A 21,182-nucleotide genomic window follows, 5' to 3' on the forward strand; every position below is an offset into this window, starting at 1 on the left:
CCATCGCCACCTAAAACCTACCCGATGAGTAGGGTTGATGCATAAATTGAATGTTTGGTTTCGTTTTTTGCAATTGCTAACCATCCGGTTGCGGTGCACAACGACTGTGCCTTTCAGGCATCCTCTCCTAAAACTTTTCAAGGGTCGGTTCGCCGGCCCTTTTTTTTGTGCCCGGCTCGCGCTAACGGACCTCCACCAGCGCTGCGCTGAATTATAAGAGAGGATGTGCCGGATACTCGGCGAACAGCAGCAGCCCGCGGGGGATCGAGCGCGAATCGCTGCTCTCCCCCGCACGGTACTCCGCAATTATCGATTATGTGCCGCCTGCTGAACGACAGCTGACTGCGCGTTAGCTCAAGCGATCGATGCCTGCCCGGTCGAGGCTGCCGGGAATGATCATCAGCGGCACGGGCAGAGCGCCGGCATCGGTCCCGGCGAAATGGGTGACCAGCGGCCCCGGCGATCCGGTGGCGGCAGCGCCCAGCACCAGTGCGGCAATCTCGGGATTGGCAGCGATCATGTCGCGTACGATTCGCGGGCCTTCGCCGATCTTTACCGTCAGATGCGGTTGCAGCCCCGATTCGGCGATCAGGGTACCCGCCGCTGCCTGTACCAATGCCTCGGCGCGCTCCTTCGCCTCTTCCTCGATCGTCGCCTGCACGCCGCCCCACGGCGCGAATTCCTGCGGTTCGACCAGTGCCAGCACCTCCACGCCGCCATTGGTCTTCACCGCACGACGCGCAGCGAAGCGCAGCGCGACCGCGCTTTCCGGACTTTCGTCGACGACCACCAGATATGTCCGCATCGCATCTTCCCCTGACGCTACGGTTCATGCGCCGGTTGATGCCGATGACGCAAGATCGTGCCGGGGCTTGACCGGGAGCCGTCCGACAGCGAAGAGGCGCGACGAGCCTGAGAGGACCACTCTGCCCCATGCCGATCGAGATCAAGATGCCCGCCCTGTCCCCCACCATGGAAGAGGGGACGCTGGCCAAATGGCTGGTGAAGGAAGGTGATACCGTCAAGTCCGGCGACATCATGGCGGAAATCGAAACCGACAAGGCGACGATGGAATTCGAAGCCGTCGACGAAGGCACGATCGGCAAGGTGCTGATCGCCGAGGGTACCGACAATGTGAAGGTCGGTGCAGTCATCGCGATCCTGCTCGAAGAGGGCGAGGACGCATCGTCGATCGGCAGCGCGCCGGCCAAGGCCGATGCGTCCAAGGAAGAGGCTCCGAAGGCCGAAGCCGCTGCGCCTGCCCCTGAAGCGAAGCCGGCGCCTGCCGCGCCCGCCGCGTCGAGCGATGGTAGCCGCGTGAAGGCCAGCCCGCTGGCCCGCCGCATCGCGGCCGACAAGGGCCTCGACCTGTCGGGTGTCACCGGCAGCGGCCCGAACGGCCGCATCGTCAAGGCCGACGTCGAGAGCGCCAAGCCGGGTCAGGCGAGCGCGCCGAAGTCGGAAGCCGCGGCACCTGCACCGCAGGCCGCTGCATCGGCCCCGGCCGCCGAAGCGCCCAAGCCCGCCGCCGTGTGGTTCGATGATTCGATCCCGCACACGGTCGAAAAGCTGTCGAACATCCGCAAGACGATCGCCCGTCGCCTGACCGAATCGAAGCAGCAGGTGCCGCACATCTATCTGACGGTCGATATCCGTCTGGATGCGTTGCTGAAGCTGCGCGGCGACCTGAACAAGTCGCTCGACGCGCGTGGCGTGAAGCTGTCGGTCAACGACCTGCTGATCAAGGCGCTGGGCGTTGCCCTCGACAACAGCCCGAAGTGCAATGTCACCTTCCTCGGCAGCGAAATGGTGCAGTATTCGCGCGCCGACGTGTCGGTGGCGGTGTCGACGCCGACCGGCCTCATCACCCCGATCATCCGCGACGCCGCCAACAAGGGCGTGGCGAAGATCAGCAGCGAGATGAAGGACCTGGCCGGCCGCGCCAAGGAGAACAAGCTGAAGCCCGAGGAATATCAGGGCGGTACGGCGTCGCTCAGCAACATGGGCATGTTCGGCATCAAGCAGTTCGAAGCGGTCATCAACCCGCCGCAGGGCATGATCCTGGCGGTCGGTGCCGGTGAGAAGCGCCCGTACATCGTCGACGACGCGCTGGGCGTGGCGACCGTGATGACGGCGACCGGCAGCTTCGACCACCGCGCGATCGACGGGGCGGACGGTGCCGAGATGCTGAAGCTGTTCAAGGCGCTGGTGGAGTCGCCCCTCGGCCTGATCGCGTAAATGCGCGCCCGGCTGCTGACCGAGATCGTGCATGTCGTCGCGGGGATCGCGGCGGCATGGGCGGTCGGGTCGCTGTCGGCATGGTCGTATCCGCTGGGCCGGCGCGACATCTGGACGGTGACAGGCGCGGCGATGGTCGTCGTGCTGGTGCTGGGCATACGGCAGGTGCAGCGCGCCATGGCCGAGGAACGCGCGAGGGGCGTGTCGCATGATCGTTGAGAATGCCACGACGCCACCGAGCGACCAGCCTGCACTGCGCGTGACCGCGATGCCGGCCGACACCAATCCCTATGGCGATATCTTCGGCGGCTGGATCATGTCGCAGATGGACATGGCCGCCGGCCTGGTCGCGGCGCGCCATGCCAGGGGGCGGGCGGTCACGATCGCCGTCGATGCCATGCAGTTCCACGCGCCCGTCGCGGTCGGTGACGAATTGTCGGTCTATGCCGATCTCATCAAGGTCGGCCGGACGTCGATGACGATCAAGGTCGAAACCTGGCGCCGCGACCGCTTCGGCGAGGCGACGTGCCGGGTGACCGAGGCGCAGTTCGTGTTCGTCGCGATCGACGAGCATCGCAAGCCGCGGGCGATCGAGGGCTAACGCACGGCAATCGTGCGATAATTATTTCGGCTGCTCGACCGGGCAGCAGCGAGCGAAAAGGCAAAGTGATGGCTGAATCTTACGACCTCATCGTGCTCGGTTCCGGCCCCGGCGGCTATGTCGCGGCGATCCGCGCGAGCCAGCTTGGCCTGAAGGTCGCGATCGTCGAGCGCGAGCGGCTGGGCGGCATCTGCCTCAACTGGGGCTGTATCCCGACCAAGGCGCTGCTGCGCTCGGCCGAAATCTATCACTATATGATGCACGCCGCGCAATACGGCCTGTCGAATGAGAAGCCGTCGTTCGATCTGGCGAAGGTGGTCGATCGCAGCCGCAAGGTCGCGGGCCAGCTGAATGCGGGCGTCAAGGGCCTGATGAAGAAGAATAAGGTGACGGTGCACGAGGGTGTCGGCACGATCACGGCCAAGGGCAAGCTCAGCGTCAAGCAGGGCGACAAGACTACCGAGCTTGAAGCCAAGCACATCATCATCGCGACCGGCGCCCGCGCCCGCGACCTGCCGTTCGCCAAGGCCGACGGTGCCAAGATCTGGACGTACCGTCACGCGATGGTGCCGCCTGAAATGCCGACGAAGCTGCTGGTCATCGGATCGGGCGCGATCGGCGTCGAGTTCGCCAGCTTCTACAACGACATGGGCGCGGACGTGACCATCGTCGAGATGCTCGACCGGATCATGCCGGTCGAGGACGCCGAAGTCAGCGAGTTCATGCACAAGGCGCTGACCAAGCAGGGCATGACGATCAAGACCAAGTCGGGTCTGGAAAAGCTGGAAGCGACCGCAGGCGGCGTGAAGGCGGCGATCAAGGGGCCGGACGGCAAGGTCGAGCAGGTCGAGTTCAGCCACGCGATCGTCGCGATCGGCATCGTGCCCAATACCGAGAATATCGGCATGGAAGCGCTGAAGATCGAAGCCGAGCGCGGCCACATCAAGACCGATGGCTATGGCAAGACCAATGTCGAGGGCATCTGGGCGATCGGCGACGTGACCGGCGCACCGTGGCTGGCGCACAAGGCGAGCCATGAAGGCGTGATCGCGGCCGAAGCCATTGCCAAGGCGCTGGGCAACAAGGACGTCCATCCGCACGCGATGGACAAGAACAATATTCCGGGCTGCACCTATGCCCGGCCGCAGGTCGCCAGCGTCGGCTATACCGAGGCGAAGGCCAAGGAGGCGGGCTACAGCGTCAAGGTCGGCAAGTTCCCGTTCATCGGCAACGGCAAGGCGATCGCGCTGGGCGAGGCCGAAGGCTTCGTGAAGACGGTGTTCGATGCCAAGACCGGCGAGCTGCTGGGCGCGCACATGGTGGGTGCGGAAGTGACCGAGATGATCCAGGGCTATGTCATCGCCCGTCAGCTCGAGACGACCGAGAAGGAACTGACCGAGACGGTGTTCGCGCACCCGACGATCTCCGAATCGATGCACGAATCGGTGCTCGGGGCGTACGGTCGCACGCTGCACATGTAAGGCGTCATCGAAGCGTCATAATCACTGCTTGACCCGCGTCGTGCCGCAGCGGCATGGCGCGGGTCCATGAAGCCCTTCCTGCCCGCGGCCGTCGCCGCATCCTTCATGGTCCCACCGCCCGCTTCGGCGCAGACGGTGCAGGAACTGCAGCGGCAGATCGACGAGCTGAAGGCGGTCATCGCCGAGATGAAGGCGGCGCAGGCGGCGGTTCGCGCGCCCGCCCCGACCACGCCGCCGCCGCAGGTTGCCGTAACACCACCGCCCGCGACCGCTCAAACGCAGGTCGCGACCGCCGCGCCGCCGGCCAAGCGCGAGAAATGGTATGATCGCATCCGGCTGCGCGGCTATACCCAGCTGCGGCTGAGCGAGATCGTGTCGGGCGATCGCACCGCGCCCGATGGCGTCGCGCGGCTGCGGTCGGTGCATGACAGCGGCATCGGCGACGATACCGGCTTCACCTTTCGCCGCATCCGGCTGGTGCTGCAGGGCGATCTGGGCGACCGCGTGTCGTTCTATCTCCAGCCCGATTTCGCGACGGCGGTATCGAACCAATCGGTCGGCGAGCGGCGCGAGGGGTTCCTGCAATTGCGCGACGCCTATTTCGATGCGTTTCTCGACGCGGATAAGCGGTTCCGGCTGCGCTTCGGCCAGTCGAAGGTGCCGTTCGGGTGGGAGAATATGCAGTCGTCGTCGAACCGGCTGACGCTCGACCGCAGCGATGCGATCAACAGCGGGGTGCCGAGCGAACGCGATATCGGTGTCGTCGCTTATTATACCCCGGCGTCGGTGGAGGCGATCTGGAAGCGGTTGACCGACGATGGCCAGAAGCTGTTCGGAAATTACGGCGCGTTCGGGGTCGGCATCTATAACGGGCAGGGCGTGAACCGCGAGGAGACGAACGACGCGGTGATGGCGGTCGCGCTGGCGACATGGCCGTTCGAAATCGGCGGCGGGCGGGTGCTGGAGGTCGGCGCAAGTGGCTTCACCAACCGCGTCCAGCCCGAGGTGCGCACCGGCGGGGTCAGCGACGTGGCCTTTGCCGACGAACGGGTCGGGCTGCACGCGATCCTGTATCCCGCGCCGATCGGGTTCCAGGCGGAGTGGAACTGGGGTCGCGGGCCGGAATATGATCGGACGCTGCGCGCGATCACGACCAAGCCACTGCATGGCGGCTATGTGCAAACGATGGCGCGGGTGAAGGCGTCGCCGGTCGGCCCGTTCATGCCTTATGCCCGGTGGCAGACCTATCGCGGCGGGTGGAAGGCGGCGGTCAATTCGCCCCGGCTGGAGACCGACGAGATCGAATTGGGCATCGAGTTCCAGCCGGTCCCGGCACTGGAGCTGACCCTCGCCTATGCCCGGATGGAGCGCGCCGAGGCGGATGAGCGGCGGTTGGGGCGGGCCGAGGGCGATGTGATCCGGACCCAGTTGCAGTTGAATTATTAGGGTTTTCTGGCCGGGTGGCGGTCAAAGTTCACTAAGTTCACACTCGTGCGCTATTTGCGCGACGTGGGGAGCGGCGGTGTCGAGGAGCGGTGGCAGGCTGCGACCCGAACTCTGGCAGGGGTGGCGGTTGTAGGAAAGCAGCAACCGAAGCACACGGTCGCGCCGATGCCCTGGTAGATGTGGCCTGAAACGGTGTTGCGAAAGGCCCGATCGCCGGGATACCGGTTGAGCAACGGTAAGCCAGCCTGATCGGAACAGTAAAATGCGCGTACTCGTGATCGGATTGGGCGACATTGCTCGCAAGGCGTATCTTCCCGTGCTGTCGCGGCGGCCCGATCTCGAAATCCATCTGGCGACGCGGGACTGGTCGGTTCTGGCCGAAGTTGGCGGTGCGTTCCGCATCGCCCATCTCCATGGCAGCACGGCCGATGCGCTGTCGGTCGCATCGTTCGATGCGGCGTTCGTCCACGCCGCGACGTCCGCCCATGCCGACCTCGTCCGGCTGCTGCTGGCGCACGACGTTCCTACCTTCGTCGACAAGCCGCTCGCCGACAATCTGCGCGATGTCGAGGCACTGGTCGCGTTGGCGGAGGAGCGTGGCACGCCGCTGGCCCTGGGCTTCAACCGGCGGTTCGCGCCGGATTATGTTACCCTGCGCAGGAGCGACGCCAGCCTGATCGTCATGGAAAAACATCGCAGCGCCCAACCCGATCTGCCGCGGCGGGTCGTGTTCGACGATTTCATCCACGTCGTCGATAGCCTGCATTTCCTTGCACCCGCCCCGGTTCGCCGTCACGCGATCGAGACCCACGTCGTGGGCGGGATGCTCCATGCCATCACCCTGACGATAGCTGGCGACGGGTTCAGCGCGGTCGGGTTGATGCACCGTAACAGCGGGCTGGACGAGGAACGTGTGGACGTGATCGGCGGCGGTGCGCGCCATGCCGTGCTCAACATCGCCGATCGGATCGAGACGTGCGGGAACACGATCGTACAGCGTCGGGGCGACTGGGTGCCGGTCGGGCGGCAACGTGGGTTCGAGGCGATGTGCGATGATTTCCTGCGTGCGGCGCAGGAGCGGCGCAGGGTCGATGCCGCCGCCATCCTGGCGACGCATCGCGTGTGCGAGGCCATCGTCCGCCACGCAGAGCGGTAGAGCGGGCAGGCTGCAATCGGTGACCTCGCAACCGGCGGGGCTGCCGTAGCCGCTGCTACCCCGCCGCCTTCGCCAGCCCGCGCGAAATCTGGAGTGCGGCGTTCAGGCGCGCCTGTGGATCGCCGAAGTTGCGGCTGATGACGAGGCGCATGTCGGGGCGCAGCTTTGCGGTGCCGTTGAGCTTGTCGACATAGGCGAGCAGCCCTTCGACGCTGGGGAATTTGTCCTCGTGGAAGCTGACGATCGCGCCCTTCGCACCGACGTCGATCTTGGCGATGCACGCCTTCTTGGCGTTCAACTTGGCTTCGATCAGTTGCAGCAGGTTGGCGGTTGCGACCGGCAGCTTGCCGAACCGGTCGATCAGTTCGGTGGCGAACGCGTCGATGCCGGCGCGGTCCTCGACATCGTTCAGGCGGCGGTACAGGCCCATGCGCAGGTCGAGGTCGGGAACATAGTCCTCCGGAATCAGGATCGGCGCGTCCACGGTGATCGTGGGGGAGAAGTCCTTGGGCTTGTCGTCGCGAATGCCGCCTGCCTTGGCGTCGAGGATCGCCTCCTCCAGCATCGACTGGTAGAGTTCGAAGCCCACTTCCTTGATATGGCCCGATTGTTCGTCGCCGAGCATGTTGCCGGCGCCGCGCTGGTCGAGGTCGTGGCTGGCGAGCTGGAAACCAGCACCCAGCGATTCGAGGTCGGAGAGCACCTTCAGCCGCTTTTCCGCCGCTTCGCTGACCAGCCGTTCGGGGGGCGTGGTCATGTACGCGTAGGCGCGGGTCTTCGACCGGCCGACGCGGCCGCGCAGCTGATAGAGCTGGGCGAGGCCGAACTTGTCGGCGCGGTTGATGATGAGGGTGTTGGCCGACGGAATGTCGAGGCCGGATTCGACTATGGTGGTCGATACGAGCAGGTCGTAGCGCTTGTCGTAGAATGCCGACATGCGTTCCTCGACCTCGGTCGGGGCCATCTGGCCATGGGCGACGACGTAGCGGATTTCGGGAACTTCCTCGGTCAGGAATTTTTCGATATCGGGCAGGTCGGCGATGCGCGGGGTGACGAAATAGGCCTGTCCGCCACGATAATGTTCGCGCAGCAGCGCCTCGCGCAACACCACCGGGTCCCATGGCATGATGTAGGTGCGCACGGCGAGGCGATCGACCGGCGGGGTCTGGATCACCGACAGTTCGCGCAGACCCGACATCGCCATCTGCAACGTGCGCGGGATCGGGGTGGCAGTGAGCGTCAGGACGTGGACGTCGGCCTTCATCGCCTTCAGCCGCTCCTTGTGCGTCACGCCGAAGCGCTGTTCCTCATCGACGATGACCAGCCCCAAGCGCTTGAAGTCGACCTGTTTGGAGAGGACGGCATGGGTGCCGACCACCACGTCGATCGTGCCGTCGGTCAGGCCATCGCGGACCTTCTTCGCCTCGGTCGCGGTGACGAGGCGGCTGAGGCGGCCGATTTCGATCGGGAAGCCTTCGAAGCGGGCCTTGAAGTTGTTGTAGTGCTGGCGGGCGAGGAGGGTCGTGGGACACACGATCGCGACCTGCATGCCCGCCATGGCGGCGACGAACGCGGCGCGTAGCGCCACCTCGGTCTTGCCGAAGCCCACGTCGCCGACGACGAGGCGGTCCATGGGGCGGCCAGCGACCAGATCGTCGAGGACGTCGGCGATGGCGCGTTCCTGATCGTCGGTTTCCTGATACGGGAAACGATCGACGAAGGCGGGATAGCCGCCGCTGTCGGGCTCGGCAATGTCGGCGGGACGCATCGCGCGCTTGGCGGCGGTGGCGATCAGGTCGCCCGCGATTTCGCGGATGCGATCCTTCATCCGCGCCTTGCGGCGCTGCCATGCCTCGCCGCCGAGGCGGTCGAGTGTCGCACCTTCCTCGCCCGCGCCGTAGCGGCTGAGGACTTCGAGGTTTTCGACCGGCACGTAGAGCTTGTCGCCGCCGGCATATTCCAGCTGGACGCAATCGTGCGGGGCCTTGGCCACCGGCACCTGGGTCAGCCCGACATAGCGGCCGATGCCGTGGTCGGCATGGACGACGAGATCGCCGGGGGAGAGGGTGGCGAGTTCCTGCAGGAAGGCGTCGGTATTCTTGCGGCGTTTGGCCCGGCGGACGAGGCGGTCGCCGAGCATGTCCTGTTCGGTCAACACGGCGACGTCGGCGGCGGTGAAGCCGTGGTCGAGGGGGAGGACGACGAAGGAGACGGTCGACTTCGCGCCGCCCAGCGCCTGCTGCCATGTCTCGACGGTCGACACGCCGGTCAGGTCGTGGTCGGCGAGGAGGCCCATCAGCCGTTCGCGCGCACCCTCCGAATAGCTGGCGAGGATCGGTTTGCGGCCCTGTTTGCGCAACGACGCGATGTGGTCGACGACGGCTTCGTAGATGTTCGCTTGTTGCGTGCGTTCGGGGGTGAAGTCGCGCGGGCCGTCGACCTCGAAATCGATCGAGGTCGCGCTGTCGGGCGCGTGGAACGGCGTGACCTGATGCGCGGCGGTGTCCGACAGGCGGTCGGCCCATTCGTCCGCCGACAGATAGAGCGCGGCGGGGAGGAGCGGGCGGTAGCTGCCCGGATCGTTGGTCTGCGCGCGGACGCGGTTGGTGTGATAGTCGGCGATCGATTCGAAGCGTGCTTCGGCAGCGGCGGGAACGCCGGCGTCGCGGACGATGATTGCTTCGGGGGAGAGGTGGTCGAAGAAGGTTTCGAGGCGCTCTTCGAAGAACGGTAGCCAGTGTTCCATGCCCGACAGGCGGCGGCCGTCGCTGATCGCCTGATAGATCGGGTCGCCGGTGGCGGTCGCGCCGAATTTCTCGCGGTAGCGGGTGCGGAAGCGCTTGATCGATTCCTCGTCGAGCAGCGCTTCGGAGGCGGGGAGCAGGGTAAAGCCGTCGACGCGGCCGGTGGTGCGCTGATCCTCCGGGCTGAAGGTGCGGACGGTTTCGATCTCGTCGCCGAAGAAGTCGAGGCGCAAGCCCGACTCGGAGCCCGACGGCCACAGGTCGACCAGGCCGCCGCGCACCGCGAACTCGCCGGCGTCGTGGACGGTATCGACCCGGTTGTAGCCGTTGGCCTGCAACAGCGCAGAGAGGCGGGGGAGCGAGATGCGCTCACCCGGTGCAAGGCGCGCGACGAGCTGGCGGATGCGGAACGGGGTCAGCGTGCGCTGGGTCGCGGCGTTGACGGTGGTGACGATCAGGCGCGGGCCTTTTGCCGCCGTCTGGAGCATGTGGAGCGCGGCAAGGCGTTCGGCCATAGAGCGCAGCGTCGGGCTGGCGCGGTCGTAGGGGAGGCAGTCCCATGCCGGGAACTGGAGCACCGACAGGTCGGGCGCGAAGAACGGCGCGGTCGCCGCGATCGCGCGCATCGCTGCCTCGTCGGGGGCGATGTAGATCAGGTCGCCCTTTGCCCCGCGTGCAAGGTCGGCGAGCAGCACGGGCAGGAAGCCGGCCGGAACCCCTGCGAGGGTAAGCGAGCGGGGGGCGGAGAGGATCTTGGAAAGGTCGGGCATTTTTTACCTTAAGCCCTCTCCCCTTCAGGGGAGAGGGTTGGGAGAGGGGGAGTGCGGGGCGGGTGTTGTGGCATTCCCCTCTCCCCGGCCCTCTCCCCTGAAGGGGAGAGGGAGATCGGGTTCCGCTTCCCCCTTCAGTTCACCGCGAAACCGGCACGAAATCCATCGCGCGCATCGCGTGGAGGACCGGGTGGTCGAACTGTGCGGGCGGTGGCTGGACGCCCATCGCCCATGCCATGATGTCGACATCCTGTTCTTCGAGAAATTCCTCGAACCAGTCCATGTCGGCATCGCTCCACGTCGCCGAATGCGCGTCGAAATAGCCGCCGATCATCAGGTCGGCTTCGCGGGTGCCGCGATGCCAGCTACGGAATTTCAGGCGCTTCAGCCGGGTTTCGCGGTCCATGATGTTCCAATGCCGATTGGCCGGCGGACGCTGGAAGCGGACGCCGGTTGGGATTAGGGCGAGATAGTCATGCGTCCCGATCTCCTCAACCCGCTGTTTGCCGAAGTCACCTCGTTGAAGGGGGTCGGCCCCGCGCTTGCCAAGCCGCTGGAGCGGTTGAAGCTGTCGCGCGTCGTCGATGTCGCGTTCCATCTGCCGACCGGCTGGGTCGACCGGCTGAAGCGCACCGAGCTGATGGAGCAGGATTCGGGCCGCGTGATCGCAATCCCCCTGGTCGCGACCGATTACCGGGTGAGCGCCGGGCGGGGGCCGACGCGGGTGCGGGCGGCGGATGCGCACGGCAATATCGTCAGCTTGACCTATTTCGGCGGGTCGTCGGGCTGGGTGAAGAAGCTGTTCCCGCTCGGTGAAACGCGGATCGTGTCGGGCAAGCTGGAGCTGTACGGGCAGGAATTGCAGATGGTCCACCCGGACCATGTACTGCCCCCCGAAGAGGCCGACAGCCTGCCCGAACGGGAGGCGATCTATCCGTTGTCGGAGGGACTGACCTCACGCCGGGTCGGGCAATTGACCGCACAGGCGATCGAGCGTGCGCCGGAGCTGCCCGAATGGATCGAGCCGAGCCTGCTCGACAAGCATGACTGGCCCGCGTGGAAGGCGGCGCTGGCGCGTATCCATGCCGATCCGGCCGATGCCAAGGCGCGGGAGCGGTTGGCGTATGATGAGGTGTTCGCCAACCAGTTGGCGCTGTTGTTGGTGCGGGGGGAAGCGCGGGCGCGCAAAGGGCGGGCGCTGACCGGGGACGGGCGGCTGCGCAGCAAACTGGACCTGCCGTACACGCCAACGGGGGCGCAGTCGCGGACGATCGGCGAGATCGAGGGCGACATGGCGCAGACCCAGCCGATGTTGCGGCTGCTGCAGGGCGATGTTGGATCGGGCAAGACGCTGGTCGCGCTGATGGCGCTGCTGATCGCGGTCGAGGGCGGGGCGCAGGGGGCGCTGCTGGCCCCGACCGAAATCCTGGCACGGCAGCATTATGCGACGTTGCAGCGGCAGCTGGCGGGGACCGGGGTGACCGTCGCCGCGCTGACGGGCCGTGACAAGGGGAAGGTGCGCGAGAGCGTGCTGATGGGATTGGCCGACGGGTCGATCGACATATTGATCGGCACGCACGCGATCTTTCAGGAGGGCGTGACCTATCGCGACCTGGGGCTGGTGGTGGTCGACGAACAGCATCGCTTCGGCGTGGCGCAGCGGATGATGTTGCAGGCGAAGGCGGTCCGCCCGCCGCACCTGCTGGTGATGACCGCGACGCCGATCCCGCGCACGCTGACGCTGGCGCAATATGGCGAGATGGACGTCAGCCGGCTGGACGAGATGCCTCCCGGTCGAGAGCCGATCGAGACGGTGGTGATGTCCGAGGACAAGCTGGACGCGGTGGTCGATGGCCTCGCCCGGCATCTGTCGGCGGGGAAGCAGGCCTATTGGGTGTGCCCGCTGGTCGAGGAGAGCGAGAAGTCCGACCTCGCCGCCGCCGAGGCGCGGGCCGAGGCGCTGCGGCAGCGGTTCGGGGACAAGGTGGCGCTGGTCCATGGGCGGATGAAGCCGCTGGAAAAGGACGCGGTGATGGCCGAGTTTTCCGCGGCGCGCGCGGGCGTGCTGGTCGCGACGACGGTGATCGAGGTCGGGGTCGACGTGCCCAATGCGACGCTGATCGTGATCGAGGCGGCGGATCGGTTCGGGTTGGCCCAGCTGCACCAGTTGCGCGGGCGGGTCGGTCGCGGGGGCGGCAAGTCGGTGTGTTTGTTGTTGCGCGGGAACAGCCTGTCGGAGACGTCGCGGGCGCGGCTGGCGTTGATGCGCGAGAGCAACGACGGTTTCCGGATCGCCGAGGAGGATCTGCGGCTGCGTGGCGGGGGCGAGTTGCTGGGCACGCGGCAGTCGGGGGAGGCGGTGTTTCGGTTGGCAACGCCGGAGATGCTGGGCGAGCTGCTGCCGGTGGCGAATGCCGATGCGCGGTTGCTGGTGGATCGGGACGGGGGGCTGGAGGGGCCGCGGGGGCAGGCGGCGCGGGTGGCGTTGTATTTGTTCGAGCGGGATGCGGGGGTTGGGCGGCTGCGGTCGGGGTAAGTTCGCTGGCCGTATCCCCGCGCAGGCGGGGATCCAGAGCCACGGGCGGCGCGCTTCGTTGCCCTGACCCCCGCCTTCGCGGGGGTACGGTAGCTTTCTGCCTACCCTATCCGTCATTCCGGCGGAGGCCGGAATCCATTGTGTCGGGTGTTCTCGATCGTCCGTGACCTCACCCCATCCATGGATTCCGGCTTTCGCCGGAATGACGAAGGTTGCTTGCGACCGTCGCGACCGATAGCGCCTTGCCCATGAACGCCCTTGCTCCGCTCATCGTCGCCCTGCTGGGTGGTATCGGCCTTGCCGTGCAGCCGCCGACCAATGCCGCGCTGGGGCGGAGCATCGGGTCGGTGTTGCTGGCGGCGCTGGTGTCGTTTGCGGTGGGGACGATGATCCTGGTCGGCGTCTGGCTGATCGCCGACCGGACGCCGCTGGCCAATTTGCGTGAGGCGCGGCCGTGGATGTTTCTGGGCGGGGCCTATGGCGCGTTCTTCGTCTCGGCCGCCGCCTTTGCCGCGCCTCGGCTGGGGCTGGCGTCGATGCTGACGATCATGATCGCGACGCAGCTGGTCGCGGCGCTGGTGATCGACCGGTTCGGGCTGATCGGCTTGCCGAAGGCGCCGATCAGCGGGATGCGGTTGGCCGGGGTGGCGCTGGTGCTGGTCGGGGCGGTGTTGGTGCGGCGGGGGTGATCTATCCCTCCACCCATACCCCCCGTTTGCTTCGAGCGTAGGTTCGAGCCTGTCGAGAACCGTAGTCGAGAAGGGGGTGCCACAAACGGCGGGTTCTCGACGGACGCTTCTCGACAAGCTCGAAGCTGCTCGAACCGAACGGGGTGGTGGGAAGGGTAGCCCTACTCCGCCGGGGTCAGCAGACCGTGATGCTTCTTGCCCGACGACACCCGCACCGGTGCGTCGACCGCGATCAGCTGTGCTTCATCGACGACCTTCTCGCCGTCGACCCGCGCGCCGCCGCCCTTGATGAGCCGGCGCGCCTCGCCCTTCGACGCGGCTAGGCCCAGCGCGACCAGCGCGTCGACCACGGTGATGCCCCCGGTGACCGCAAAGGTCGGGAGGGTGTCGCCGGCCGAACCTTCCTCGAACGTGCGGCGCGCGGTTTCGGCGGCTTGTGTCGCGGCGTCGGCACCGCGGCACATGGCGGTGGCTTCGTTGGCGAGGATCTTCTTCGCCTCGTTGATCTCGGCCCCCTGCAACGCTTCCAGCCGGGCGATCTCGTCCAGGGGCAGGTCGGTAAACAGGCGGAGGAAGCGGCCGACGTCGCGGTCGTCGGTGTTGCGCCAGAATTGCCAGTAATCGAAATGCGGCAGCTGGTCCTCGTGCAGCCACACCGCGCCCGACATGGTCTTGCCCATCTTGCCGCCGTCCGCCGTGGTGATGAGCGGGGTGGTGACGCCATACACCTCGGTCCCGTCCATCCGGCGCGACAGTTCGATGCCGTTGACGATATTGCCCCACTGGTCGCTGCCGCCCATCTGGAGGCGACAGCCATGCCGGCTCGACAGTTCGCGGAAGTCGTAGGCCTGCAGGATCATGTAGTTGAATTCGAGGAACGACAGCGACTGTTCACGGTCGAGGCGCAGCTTCACCGAATCGAACGACAGCATCCGGTTGACGCTGAAATGCTGCCCGACCTCGCGCAGAAACGGGATATATTCGAGGGCATCGAGCCAGTCGGCATTGTCGACCATCACCGCGTCCGACGCGCCGTCGCCGAACGTCAGGAAGCGTTCGAAGATGCGCTTGATCGAGGCGACGTTGGCCGAAATGCCGTCCTCGGCCAGCAGCTTGCGCGCTTCGTCCTTGAAGCTCGGATCGCCGATCTTGCCGGTGCCGCCGCCCATCAGCACGATCGGCTTGTGCCCGGTCTGCTGCATCCGCCGCAGCAGCATGATCTGCACCAGGCTACCGACATGCAGCGACGGCGCGGTCGGGTCGAAGCCGATATAGCCGGGCACGACCTGCTTGTTCGCCAGCGCGTCGAGGCCGGCGGCGTCGGTCAGCTGGTGGATATAGCCCCGGTCGGACAGGGTGACGAGCAGGTCGGAGGTGTATGCCATGCGCGTTCCCTTAGCGTCGCGGGCGCACCCAAGTCCACGCATCTCGACTTCGGCACGGTTCAGGCGATATTGAGGGCGTTCACTGGTGCGGAGATGCCCCCTTGCTTGCGATCGGCCTGATGTCTGGAACCTCGCTCGACGGGATCGACGCGGCCTTGATCGAGACCGATGGCGAGGGCGAGGTGCGGCCGATCGCGTTCGTCGGCACGCCGTATAGTGATGACGAACGCGCCACGCTGGCGTCGGCGACCGAACTGGCGCTGCTGTTCGAAGATCCGGGCGAACATCCGCTGATCGAGCGGGCCGAGGAACTGTTGACCCGCACCCATGAAGCCGCCGTCGCCGCGCTGCTGGAACAGGCGGGCGTGGAGGCGCGGGCGGTCGACGTCATCGGCTATCATGGGCAGACGGTGGCGCATCGCCCGGACAAGGGCTGGACGTGGCAGCTGGGCGATGGCGCGGCGCTGGCGGCGGCGACGGGCATCGATGTCGTCGCCGGGCTGCGCGTGGCGGACGTGCAGGCGGGCGGGCAGGGCGCGCCGCTGCTGCCGGTCTATCACGCCGCGCGGGCCGCGGGGATGGACAAGCCGGTGGCGGTGCTGAATCTCGGCGGGGTCGGCAACATCACCTATGTCGGTGAGGATGGCGCGCTGATCGCGTTCGATACCGGCCCGGCCAACGGGCTGGTCGACAGCTGGGTCGAGGCGGAGAGCGGCGCGCGGTACGACGAAGGCGGCGCGCTGGCGGCAAGCGGGCGGGTGGATGCGGCGGTGCTGACCGCGATGCTCGACCATCCGTTCTTTGAACTGCCGCATCCCAAATCGCTCGACCGGCACGACTTTACCATCCAGCCGGCGCGCGGGCTGTCGGCGGCGGATGGGGCGGCGACGCTGACCGCCTTTACCGCCGCGTGCGTCGCCGAGGCGATCGACCGGTTGCCCGCACGGCCGAAGCGGTTGTTCGTCGGGGGCGGCGGGCGGCGCAATCCGGTGATGCTGCGGATGATCGGCGAGCGCTGCGGCCTGACCGCCGAGCCGAGCGACGCGATCGGCTGGGACGGCGATGCGCTGGAGGCCGAGGGGTTCGCCTATCTGGCGGTGCGGTCGCTGAAAGGGCTGCCGATCACCTTTCCCGGCACGACCGGCGTCGCGCAGCCGCTGACCGGTGGTGTACTGTATCCGGCGCCGCGCACGGGGCTGGCGCTTCGGCTCGTCAGCGCTTAACGGCGGGGCATGCTGACCGGCCTGATTTTCGCGACCGAAGAAGCCGAGCACCAGCCCGGCGTGCTGGCGGCGACCCTGCCCTTTGGCGGCATGACCCTGATCGAATATCAGGCGCGGCTGCTCGTCGCGGCCGGTGTCGGGCAATTGCTGGTCGCGGTCGGGCGGGTGACGCCGGCGCTGGCGGCGGCGGTCAACCGGATCGGGCGGCGCGGGGCGACGGTCGACATCGTGCGATCGGCGGAGGAAGCGAAGGCGAAGGTTCATCCGCTCGCCACCATCGTCGCGCTGGCTGACGGCCTGGTCACGACCGATGCGGTGGTGGAGGGGATGGCGCTGGAGCCGACCGATACGCTGCTGGTGACGCCGACGGGGGACGCGACGTCGGTCGAGCGGGTCGATGCCGAGCATTGCTGGGCCGGGGTCGCCACGCTGTCGATCGACCGGCTGGACGATGCCGCCCGCCTGCCGCGTGAATATGATTTCCAGTCGACGCTGCTGCGCGTCGCGACGCAGGCGCGCGCGGCGCATGTCCTGCTGCCGGCGAAGGCGGTGCGGTCGGGGCATGGCGTGGAGCGCGATGCGGGGACGCTGGAGGTGCGCAGCAAGGACGTGCTGGCCTCGCTGGCCGAGCAGCGTACCGGCTGGATCGACCGTTACGTCTTCACGCCGGTGTCGCGGCTGCTGCTGCCGTTGCTGGTGCGGCGCAAGGTGCCCGATGTCGCGATCGGTGCCGCCGGTGGCGTGCTGGGCGTTGCCGGGCTGGCCGCGATTCCGTTCTGGAGCGCAGGCGCGGCGACGGTGCTGCTGTTCCTGGCGATGGTCGTGCTGTCGGCCGGGTCGCTGCTCGGCTGGCTACGCGGCGAGGATGGCCATGCCGCGATGCAGGAGCGCGGGGTCGATGTGTTCGGCGTCGCGGGCGTGCTGGGCATCGGGCTGGTCCAGTCGCTGATCGTGCAGACGGGCACGGCCGGGGTGCTGGCGCTGGTCGGGGTGGTCGCGACGATCCTGGCCCGGCGATCGCCCGCCGTCCGGCCGCCATGGGCCGCGACGCCGGCGACGGCGTTGGTACTGCTCGCACCCTTTGCGCTGGCCGGAACATCGACGATCGGGCTGGCGTTGGTCGCGCTCCACGCGGGTGTCACACTTGCGCACGCCATCGAAACTTTGCGGCGCGAGGCTTAGCTTAGCCTTAACCGGGTAAGGTTAAAGCCGGAACCATGTCCATCGAGCCGATCGATCCCCGCGAAGCCAGCGCTGCCGCCCTCCTGCTGCTGGACCATGTCGCCGCGGCCGAGCGGGCGGGGCACCGGCGGCTGCGCGCGGCGGCCGACCATTTCCATCTGCCCGACGAGGCGCGGATCGACGACCGCACCGCCGCGCAGCTCGATACGGTGATGCGCACGACGATCACCGGCGTCGACGCGCTGGTGCGCGACCATGCGATCCGGCTGTTGACCTCGCGCGGGCAGGCGACGCTGGCGCAGGGGCTGCGCGCGGCGGGATCGCCGTTCGACCGCGTGGTTCGGGCCGGGCTGTTCCGCGATCCGGTGCTGTTCGGCGAGCTGTTCGCGCGGGTCCGGCTGAACGCGATCGCGCAAGGGCTGCCGGTGACGATCGCCGACCGGGGCGACGGGCCGACGATGGTCGCCCGGCTGGCGCAGTCGAGCGACCGGCTGGTCGCGGCCGCCGCCGTCGCGATGCTGGCCGCGCAGTCGCGGCGGGGCAGCGTGGTCGAGGGGATTCCGGCGGCGGTCGAGCTGGCCCGGCCGCTGCTGGCGCGGCTGGCATGGTGGGTCGCGGCGGCGCTGCGCGACATGGCGGGCGCAGGCAGCGATATCGCGCTGCTCGACGCGGCGCTGGCCGAATCGGTACGCCGGGCGATCGAACCGCAGGGCGATCTGGTCCCGCTGGAGGTTGCAGCGATGCGGCTGGCACAGGCGATCGAGCCGCAGGGCGACGAGGTCGCGCCGCTGCTGGCGGAGGCGATCGGCGACGGGCGGCTGGTGCTGTTCACCGCGCTGGTCGCGCGGGCCAGCGGGCTGGCGTTCGAGCGGGTCCGTGACCTGGTGATCGATCCCGATGGCGCACGGCTGTGGGTCGTGCTGCGCGCGCTGGCGGTGGATCGCGCCACGATCGCGCGGATCGGCTTCGCGCTGGCCGAAGCAGAACCGGCGCGCGATATCGAGGGCTTTGCCGACCGGATCGACGTCATCATGGACGTGACGCCCGAGGCTGCGCGGGTCGCACTGGCCCCGATGGCGCTGGATGCCGACTATCATGCGGCGATGCTGGCACTGGGGTCGGCGGCGTGAACGACCATCGCCCCGGCGCGCCGCCCGCGATCGGGCGATTGTCGGCGGACGGGCTGCTGCTCGATGCCGAGCCGCGTCTCGCCGACCTGAACCGGCGGGCGGGGGGCGGCCCCGGACAGCCGATCGCCGTGCCGCAGATCGCGGCGCTGGTGCGGCTGGTCCAGCGGCTGGGCATCGCGCTGACCCGTCCGATCGTCGCCGCCGATGGCGAGGATGACATTGCGCTGACCGTGCGCGCCGAACCCGACGAACTGGGCATCCGGCTGGAAGTCGGCGGTTGGCAGGCAGGCGCGCCGTGGGAGGCCGAACCGGCCGGGCGGCGTGAGGTGGATTTCCTGCGTTCCGATGCCGACTGGCTGTGGACCACCGACGCCGCGCTGCACCTGACCCATGTGTCGGACCATGCCGCCGCGCGGTTGGGCTTCGATCCGCAGCGGGTGCTGGGGCAGCCGATCACGCGGCTGTTCGCGCTGAACGACGATGGCGATGGCGGCTTTCCGATCCTGAGCGCTCTGGCGGCACAAGGCTGGTTCGACGGGCAGGAAGCGGCGATCCGCGACACGGCGCACCGCGTCCGGCTGTCGGCGGTGCCGCGCGTCGATGCGACCGGGCAATTTGCCGGCTTCGACGGCGCGGCGCGTGACCTGCCGCCGCAACTGGAGGCGCACCCGGCCGAGGTCGCGTCCGACCTGCCCGACGGGTTCAGCCGCCGCATCGGCCGCGCGCTGCGCGATCCGCTGGGTCGGATCATCGCCAATGCCGACAGCATGTCGGCGCAGACCGACGGGCCGCTGCGCGACGATTATGTCGCCTATGCCGCCGATATCGCCAGCGCCGGGCGGCATTTGCTGGGGCTGGTCGACGATCTGGAGGATTTGTCGGCGATCGAGCGCGCCGATTTCGCGGTGGCGATCGAGGACCTGGACCTCGCCGACGTCGCCCGGCGAGCGGCGGGCCTGCTGGCGGTGCGCGCGGCGCAGGGCGATGTGCGGATCGACCGCCCCTCGTTCGACGAGGCGATGCCGGCGCATGGCGAATTCCGCCGGGTGCTGCAGATCCTGGTCAACCTGATCGGCAATGCGGTGCGCTATTCGCCGCCGGGCGGCACGGTGTGGGTCCGGCTGGAGCGCGACGGCGACGATGCCTGCGTGATCGTCGGCGATCAGGGCAAGGGGATCGCCGCCGCCGATCAGGAGCGCATCTTCGCGAAGTTCGGCCGCGTCGACCCGACCGAGGCGGGCGGCAGCGGCCTGGGCCTCTACATCGCCCGGCGACTGGCGCGGGCGATGCACGGCGACATCCTGGTCGACAGCGCACCGGGGCAGGGTGCGCGGTTCGTGCTGTTGCTGCCGGGGCGGTTCGACGCGGTAGCGTGAGCGGGTGGGCCGGAAGGACGGGTCCGACCCACCCCAGAACGCTCAGTCGAATTCGCCGCGATTGATCCGGGAAATCCAGTCCGTGTCGAGGTTCAGCAGCGCTTCCGCTACATCGATATGGCCCTTGGCAACCGCCTGCGCTGCGGCGGCGGATAGCAGCATCGGCTGATTCCAGGCGTGGTGACGCTGGAGGCTGACAATCTCCATCAGGCGTTCGATGGACAGCCGATAGGCTTTGACCAGCGCTGCCGGAATGTCGGGTCCGCGCCCCGTCCGGCGGGCGACTTCGATTGCCGCGGGCAGCTGGAAAAATCCACAATCCACCGGCCCGGCCACCTGGCTTGCGATCTGCACCACGTGCGGAACGGCCGCGTAGGATGCGGTGTAGACATCGCCCTGATGACACAGGTTCGACCAGAGGCTGAACCACGGCTCGTCCTGGTACGTCGCCTTTGGCCCGGGCGAGGACGCCAAGGTTCGCAGGAGCGCCGGCACGTCGCCGGCATCGCCGTACGCGTGCTGCAAATCGTTCCAATACGGGTCGTCGAGGGAAAGCATACGCTTAGCCTAGCGGTTGGTCCGCATGGTCGGAACCGTCTTGGTCACGCAAAGGCGGCGTCCGCCAGTGCGCGGAAGCGGGCGAAGGCGTCTCGGGCGGCGGCGATCATGCGGTCTTCCTGCTCCGGCGTCATGTCCGCCGCGTCGATCCGTGCGGTGAAGCGCCGCCAATGCGCCGCGCGGCCTTCGGGATGGCCGGCGAGGTGGCGGGCGCCGTGGTCGGTCGACAGGCCGATCTGTTGCGCGGCCTTCAGCAGGAACGCCGCGCCGAGCGACGATCCTTCGGCGACATACAGCCATCCGAGCGCGGTCGACATGTCGACAGGCTCAACCGAATCGCCGTCCGCCACCACCGGTGCCGACGCGCCGAGATCGGCAAGGTCCGCCGCGATTGCTGCCGACCGGTCGCGTTCGGCAAGGTCGGGGATCAGCGTCCAGAGCTGTGGCGCGGCATAGAGCGGTGCGAGCGCAGCATGGAACGCCTGCTGGGCGCGCAGGAAGCGGAGATAGCGTTCGGTCGAGGAGAAGGGGTCGAGCGCCATGATCCGGCGGTCGAGCGTGTCATGGATCGTGGCGGTCGCGGCCTTCAGGCGTTGCGAGCGGCTGGGGAGCGGGGTGGTGGTCACCCGCCACCCTAACCGCTTTGGCCGGGGGCGCAAAGCCGCGC

General features: G+C 67.8%; 18 protein-coding genes. 12 read left to right on the plus strand and 6 right to left on the minus strand.

The features are described 5' to 3' along the window. Nucleotides 1–349 precede the first annotated feature (349 nt). Nucleotides 350–805: a universal stress protein gene (locus ASE67_RS10440; RefSeq protein ID WP_055760453.1), complete on the minus strand. Its 456-nt coding sequence runs from the start codon at nt 803–805 to the stop codon at nt 350–352. A 128-nt stretch (nt 806–933) separates the two neighbouring features. Between ASE67_RS10440 and ASE67_RS10445 the strand changes: the two genes are divergently transcribed. The 6 genes from ASE67_RS10445 to ASE67_RS10470 all read left to right on the plus strand — a co-directional run bounded on the left by ASE67_RS10445 (nt 934) and on the right by ASE67_RS10470 (nt 6,922). Next, complete coding sequence (locus tag ASE67_RS10445) at nt 934–2,238, plus strand: pyruvate dehydrogenase complex dihydrolipoamide acetyltransferase (protein WP_055760455.1); 1,305 nt, start codon at nt 934–936, stop codon at nt 2,236–2,238. Further along, nucleotides 2,239–2,457 (plus strand): hypothetical protein, encoded by a 219-nt coding sequence (locus ASE67_RS10450; protein ID WP_055760458.1) that lies wholly within the window; start codon nt 2,239–2,241, stop codon nt 2,455–2,457. Next, a complete protein-coding gene (locus ASE67_RS10455) occupies nt 2,447–2,839 on the plus strand; it encodes an acyl-CoA thioesterase (RefSeq protein ID WP_055760460.1) in 393 nt (130 codons plus the stop codon). Before ASE67_RS10450 ends, ASE67_RS10455 begins: the two co-directional genes overlap by 11 nt. A 68-nt stretch (nt 2,840–2,907) precedes the next feature. Next, the gene (gene lpdA, locus ASE67_RS10460; RefSeq protein WP_055760463.1) at nt 2,908–4,320 is read left to right on the plus strand and encodes a dihydrolipoyl dehydrogenase; all 1,413 of its coding nucleotides are present in this window, start codon (nt 2,908–2,910) and stop codon (nt 4,318–4,320) included. Between the two features lie 66 nt (nt 4,321–4,386). Continuing rightward, nucleotides 4,387–5,766 carry a porin gene (locus ASE67_RS10465; RefSeq protein ID WP_055760469.1) on the plus strand — a complete coding sequence of 460 codons (1,380 nt, stop codon included), beginning with the start codon at nt 4,387–4,389 and terminating at the stop codon, nt 5,764–5,766. A gap of 262 nt (nt 5,767–6,028) precedes the next feature. After that, nucleotides 6,029–6,922, plus strand: a complete 894-nt coding sequence (locus ASE67_RS10470; protein WP_055760472.1) for a Gfo/Idh/MocA family protein — start codon at nt 6,029–6,031, stop codon at nt 6,920–6,922. A gap of 55 nt (nt 6,923–6,977) precedes the next feature. Here the strand turns inward: ASE67_RS10470 and mfd are convergent, their stop codons facing one another. Further along, the gene (mfd, locus tag ASE67_RS10475; protein WP_055760475.1) at nt 6,978–10,436 is read right to left on the minus strand and encodes a transcription-repair coupling factor; all 3,459 of its coding nucleotides are present in this window, start codon (nt 10,434–10,436) and stop codon (nt 6,978–6,980) included. Nucleotides 10,437–10,575: 139 nt separating this feature from the next. After that, nucleotides 10,576–10,842: an FAD assembly factor SdhE gene (locus tag ASE67_RS10480; protein WP_055760478.1), complete on the minus strand. Its 267-nt coding sequence runs from the start codon at nt 10,840–10,842 to the stop codon at nt 10,576–10,578. Nucleotides 10,843–10,911: 69 nt separating this feature from the next. Between ASE67_RS10480 and recG the strand changes: the two genes are divergently transcribed. Further along, entirely contained in the window at nt 10,912–12,972 is a 2,061-nt protein-coding gene (gene recG, locus ASE67_RS10485; protein WP_055760481.1) for an ATP-dependent DNA helicase RecG, read from the plus strand. Nucleotides 12,973–13,220: 248 nt separating this feature from the next. Continuing rightward, nucleotides 13,221–13,661 (plus strand): DMT family transporter, encoded by a 441-nt coding sequence (locus ASE67_RS10490; RefSeq protein ID WP_055761586.1) that lies wholly within the window; start codon nt 13,221–13,223, stop codon nt 13,659–13,661. A 161-nt stretch (nt 13,662–13,822) separates the two neighbouring features. Here ASE67_RS10490 and tyrS read toward each other — a convergent pair whose 3' ends face one another. Then, nucleotides 13,823–15,046: a tyrosine--tRNA ligase gene (gene tyrS / locus ASE67_RS10495; protein ID WP_055760483.1), complete on the minus strand. Its 1,224-nt coding sequence runs from the start codon at nt 15,044–15,046 to the stop codon at nt 13,823–13,825. A gap of 101 nt (nt 15,047–15,147) precedes the next feature. Between tyrS and ASE67_RS10500 the strand changes: the two genes are divergently transcribed. Genes ASE67_RS10500 through ASE67_RS10515 form a run of 4 tightly spaced genes read left to right on the plus strand, consistent with a single transcriptional unit; the run spans nt 15,148 to nt 19,957 of the window. Then, nucleotides 15,148–16,269, plus strand: coding sequence for an anhydro-N-acetylmuramic acid kinase (locus ASE67_RS10500; protein WP_082457058.1), 1,122 nt, complete (start codon nt 15,148–15,150; stop codon nt 16,267–16,269). A gap of 9 nt (nt 16,270–16,278) precedes the next feature. Continuing rightward, nucleotides 16,279–17,451, plus strand: a complete 1,173-nt coding sequence (locus ASE67_RS10505) for a hypothetical protein (protein WP_055760486.1) — start codon at nt 16,279–16,281, stop codon at nt 17,449–17,451. Between the two features lie 35 nt (nt 17,452–17,486). Continuing rightward, complete coding sequence (locus ASE67_RS10510; protein ID WP_055760488.1) at nt 17,487–18,581, plus strand: DUF2336 domain-containing protein; 1,095 nt, start codon at nt 17,487–17,489, stop codon at nt 18,579–18,581. After that, the gene (locus tag ASE67_RS10515; protein WP_055760490.1) at nt 18,578–19,957 is read left to right on the plus strand and encodes a PAS domain-containing sensor histidine kinase; all 1,380 of its coding nucleotides are present in this window, start codon (nt 18,578–18,580) and stop codon (nt 19,955–19,957) included. Before ASE67_RS10510 ends, ASE67_RS10515 begins: the two co-directional genes overlap by 4 nt. Before the next feature lie 42 nt (nt 19,958–19,999). Here ASE67_RS10515 and ASE67_RS10520 read toward each other — a convergent pair whose 3' ends face one another. Both ASE67_RS10520 and ASE67_RS10525 read right to left on the minus strand, forming a co-directional pair. Continuing rightward, nucleotides 20,000–20,515: a hypothetical protein gene (locus ASE67_RS10520; protein WP_055760493.1), complete on the minus strand. Its 516-nt coding sequence runs from the start codon at nt 20,513–20,515 to the stop codon at nt 20,000–20,002. Nucleotides 20,516–20,559: 44 nt separating this feature from the next. After that, entirely contained in the window at nt 20,560–21,141 is a 582-nt protein-coding gene (locus ASE67_RS10525) for a biliverdin-producing heme oxygenase (protein ID WP_055760496.1), read from the minus strand. Between the last annotated feature and the right edge of the window lie 41 nt (nt 21,142–21,182).

The sequence above is a fragment of the Sphingomonas sp. Leaf23 genome, from assembly GCF_001421585.1.
Lineage (GTDB): Bacteria > Pseudomonadota > Alphaproteobacteria > Sphingomonadales > Sphingomonadaceae > Sphingomonas.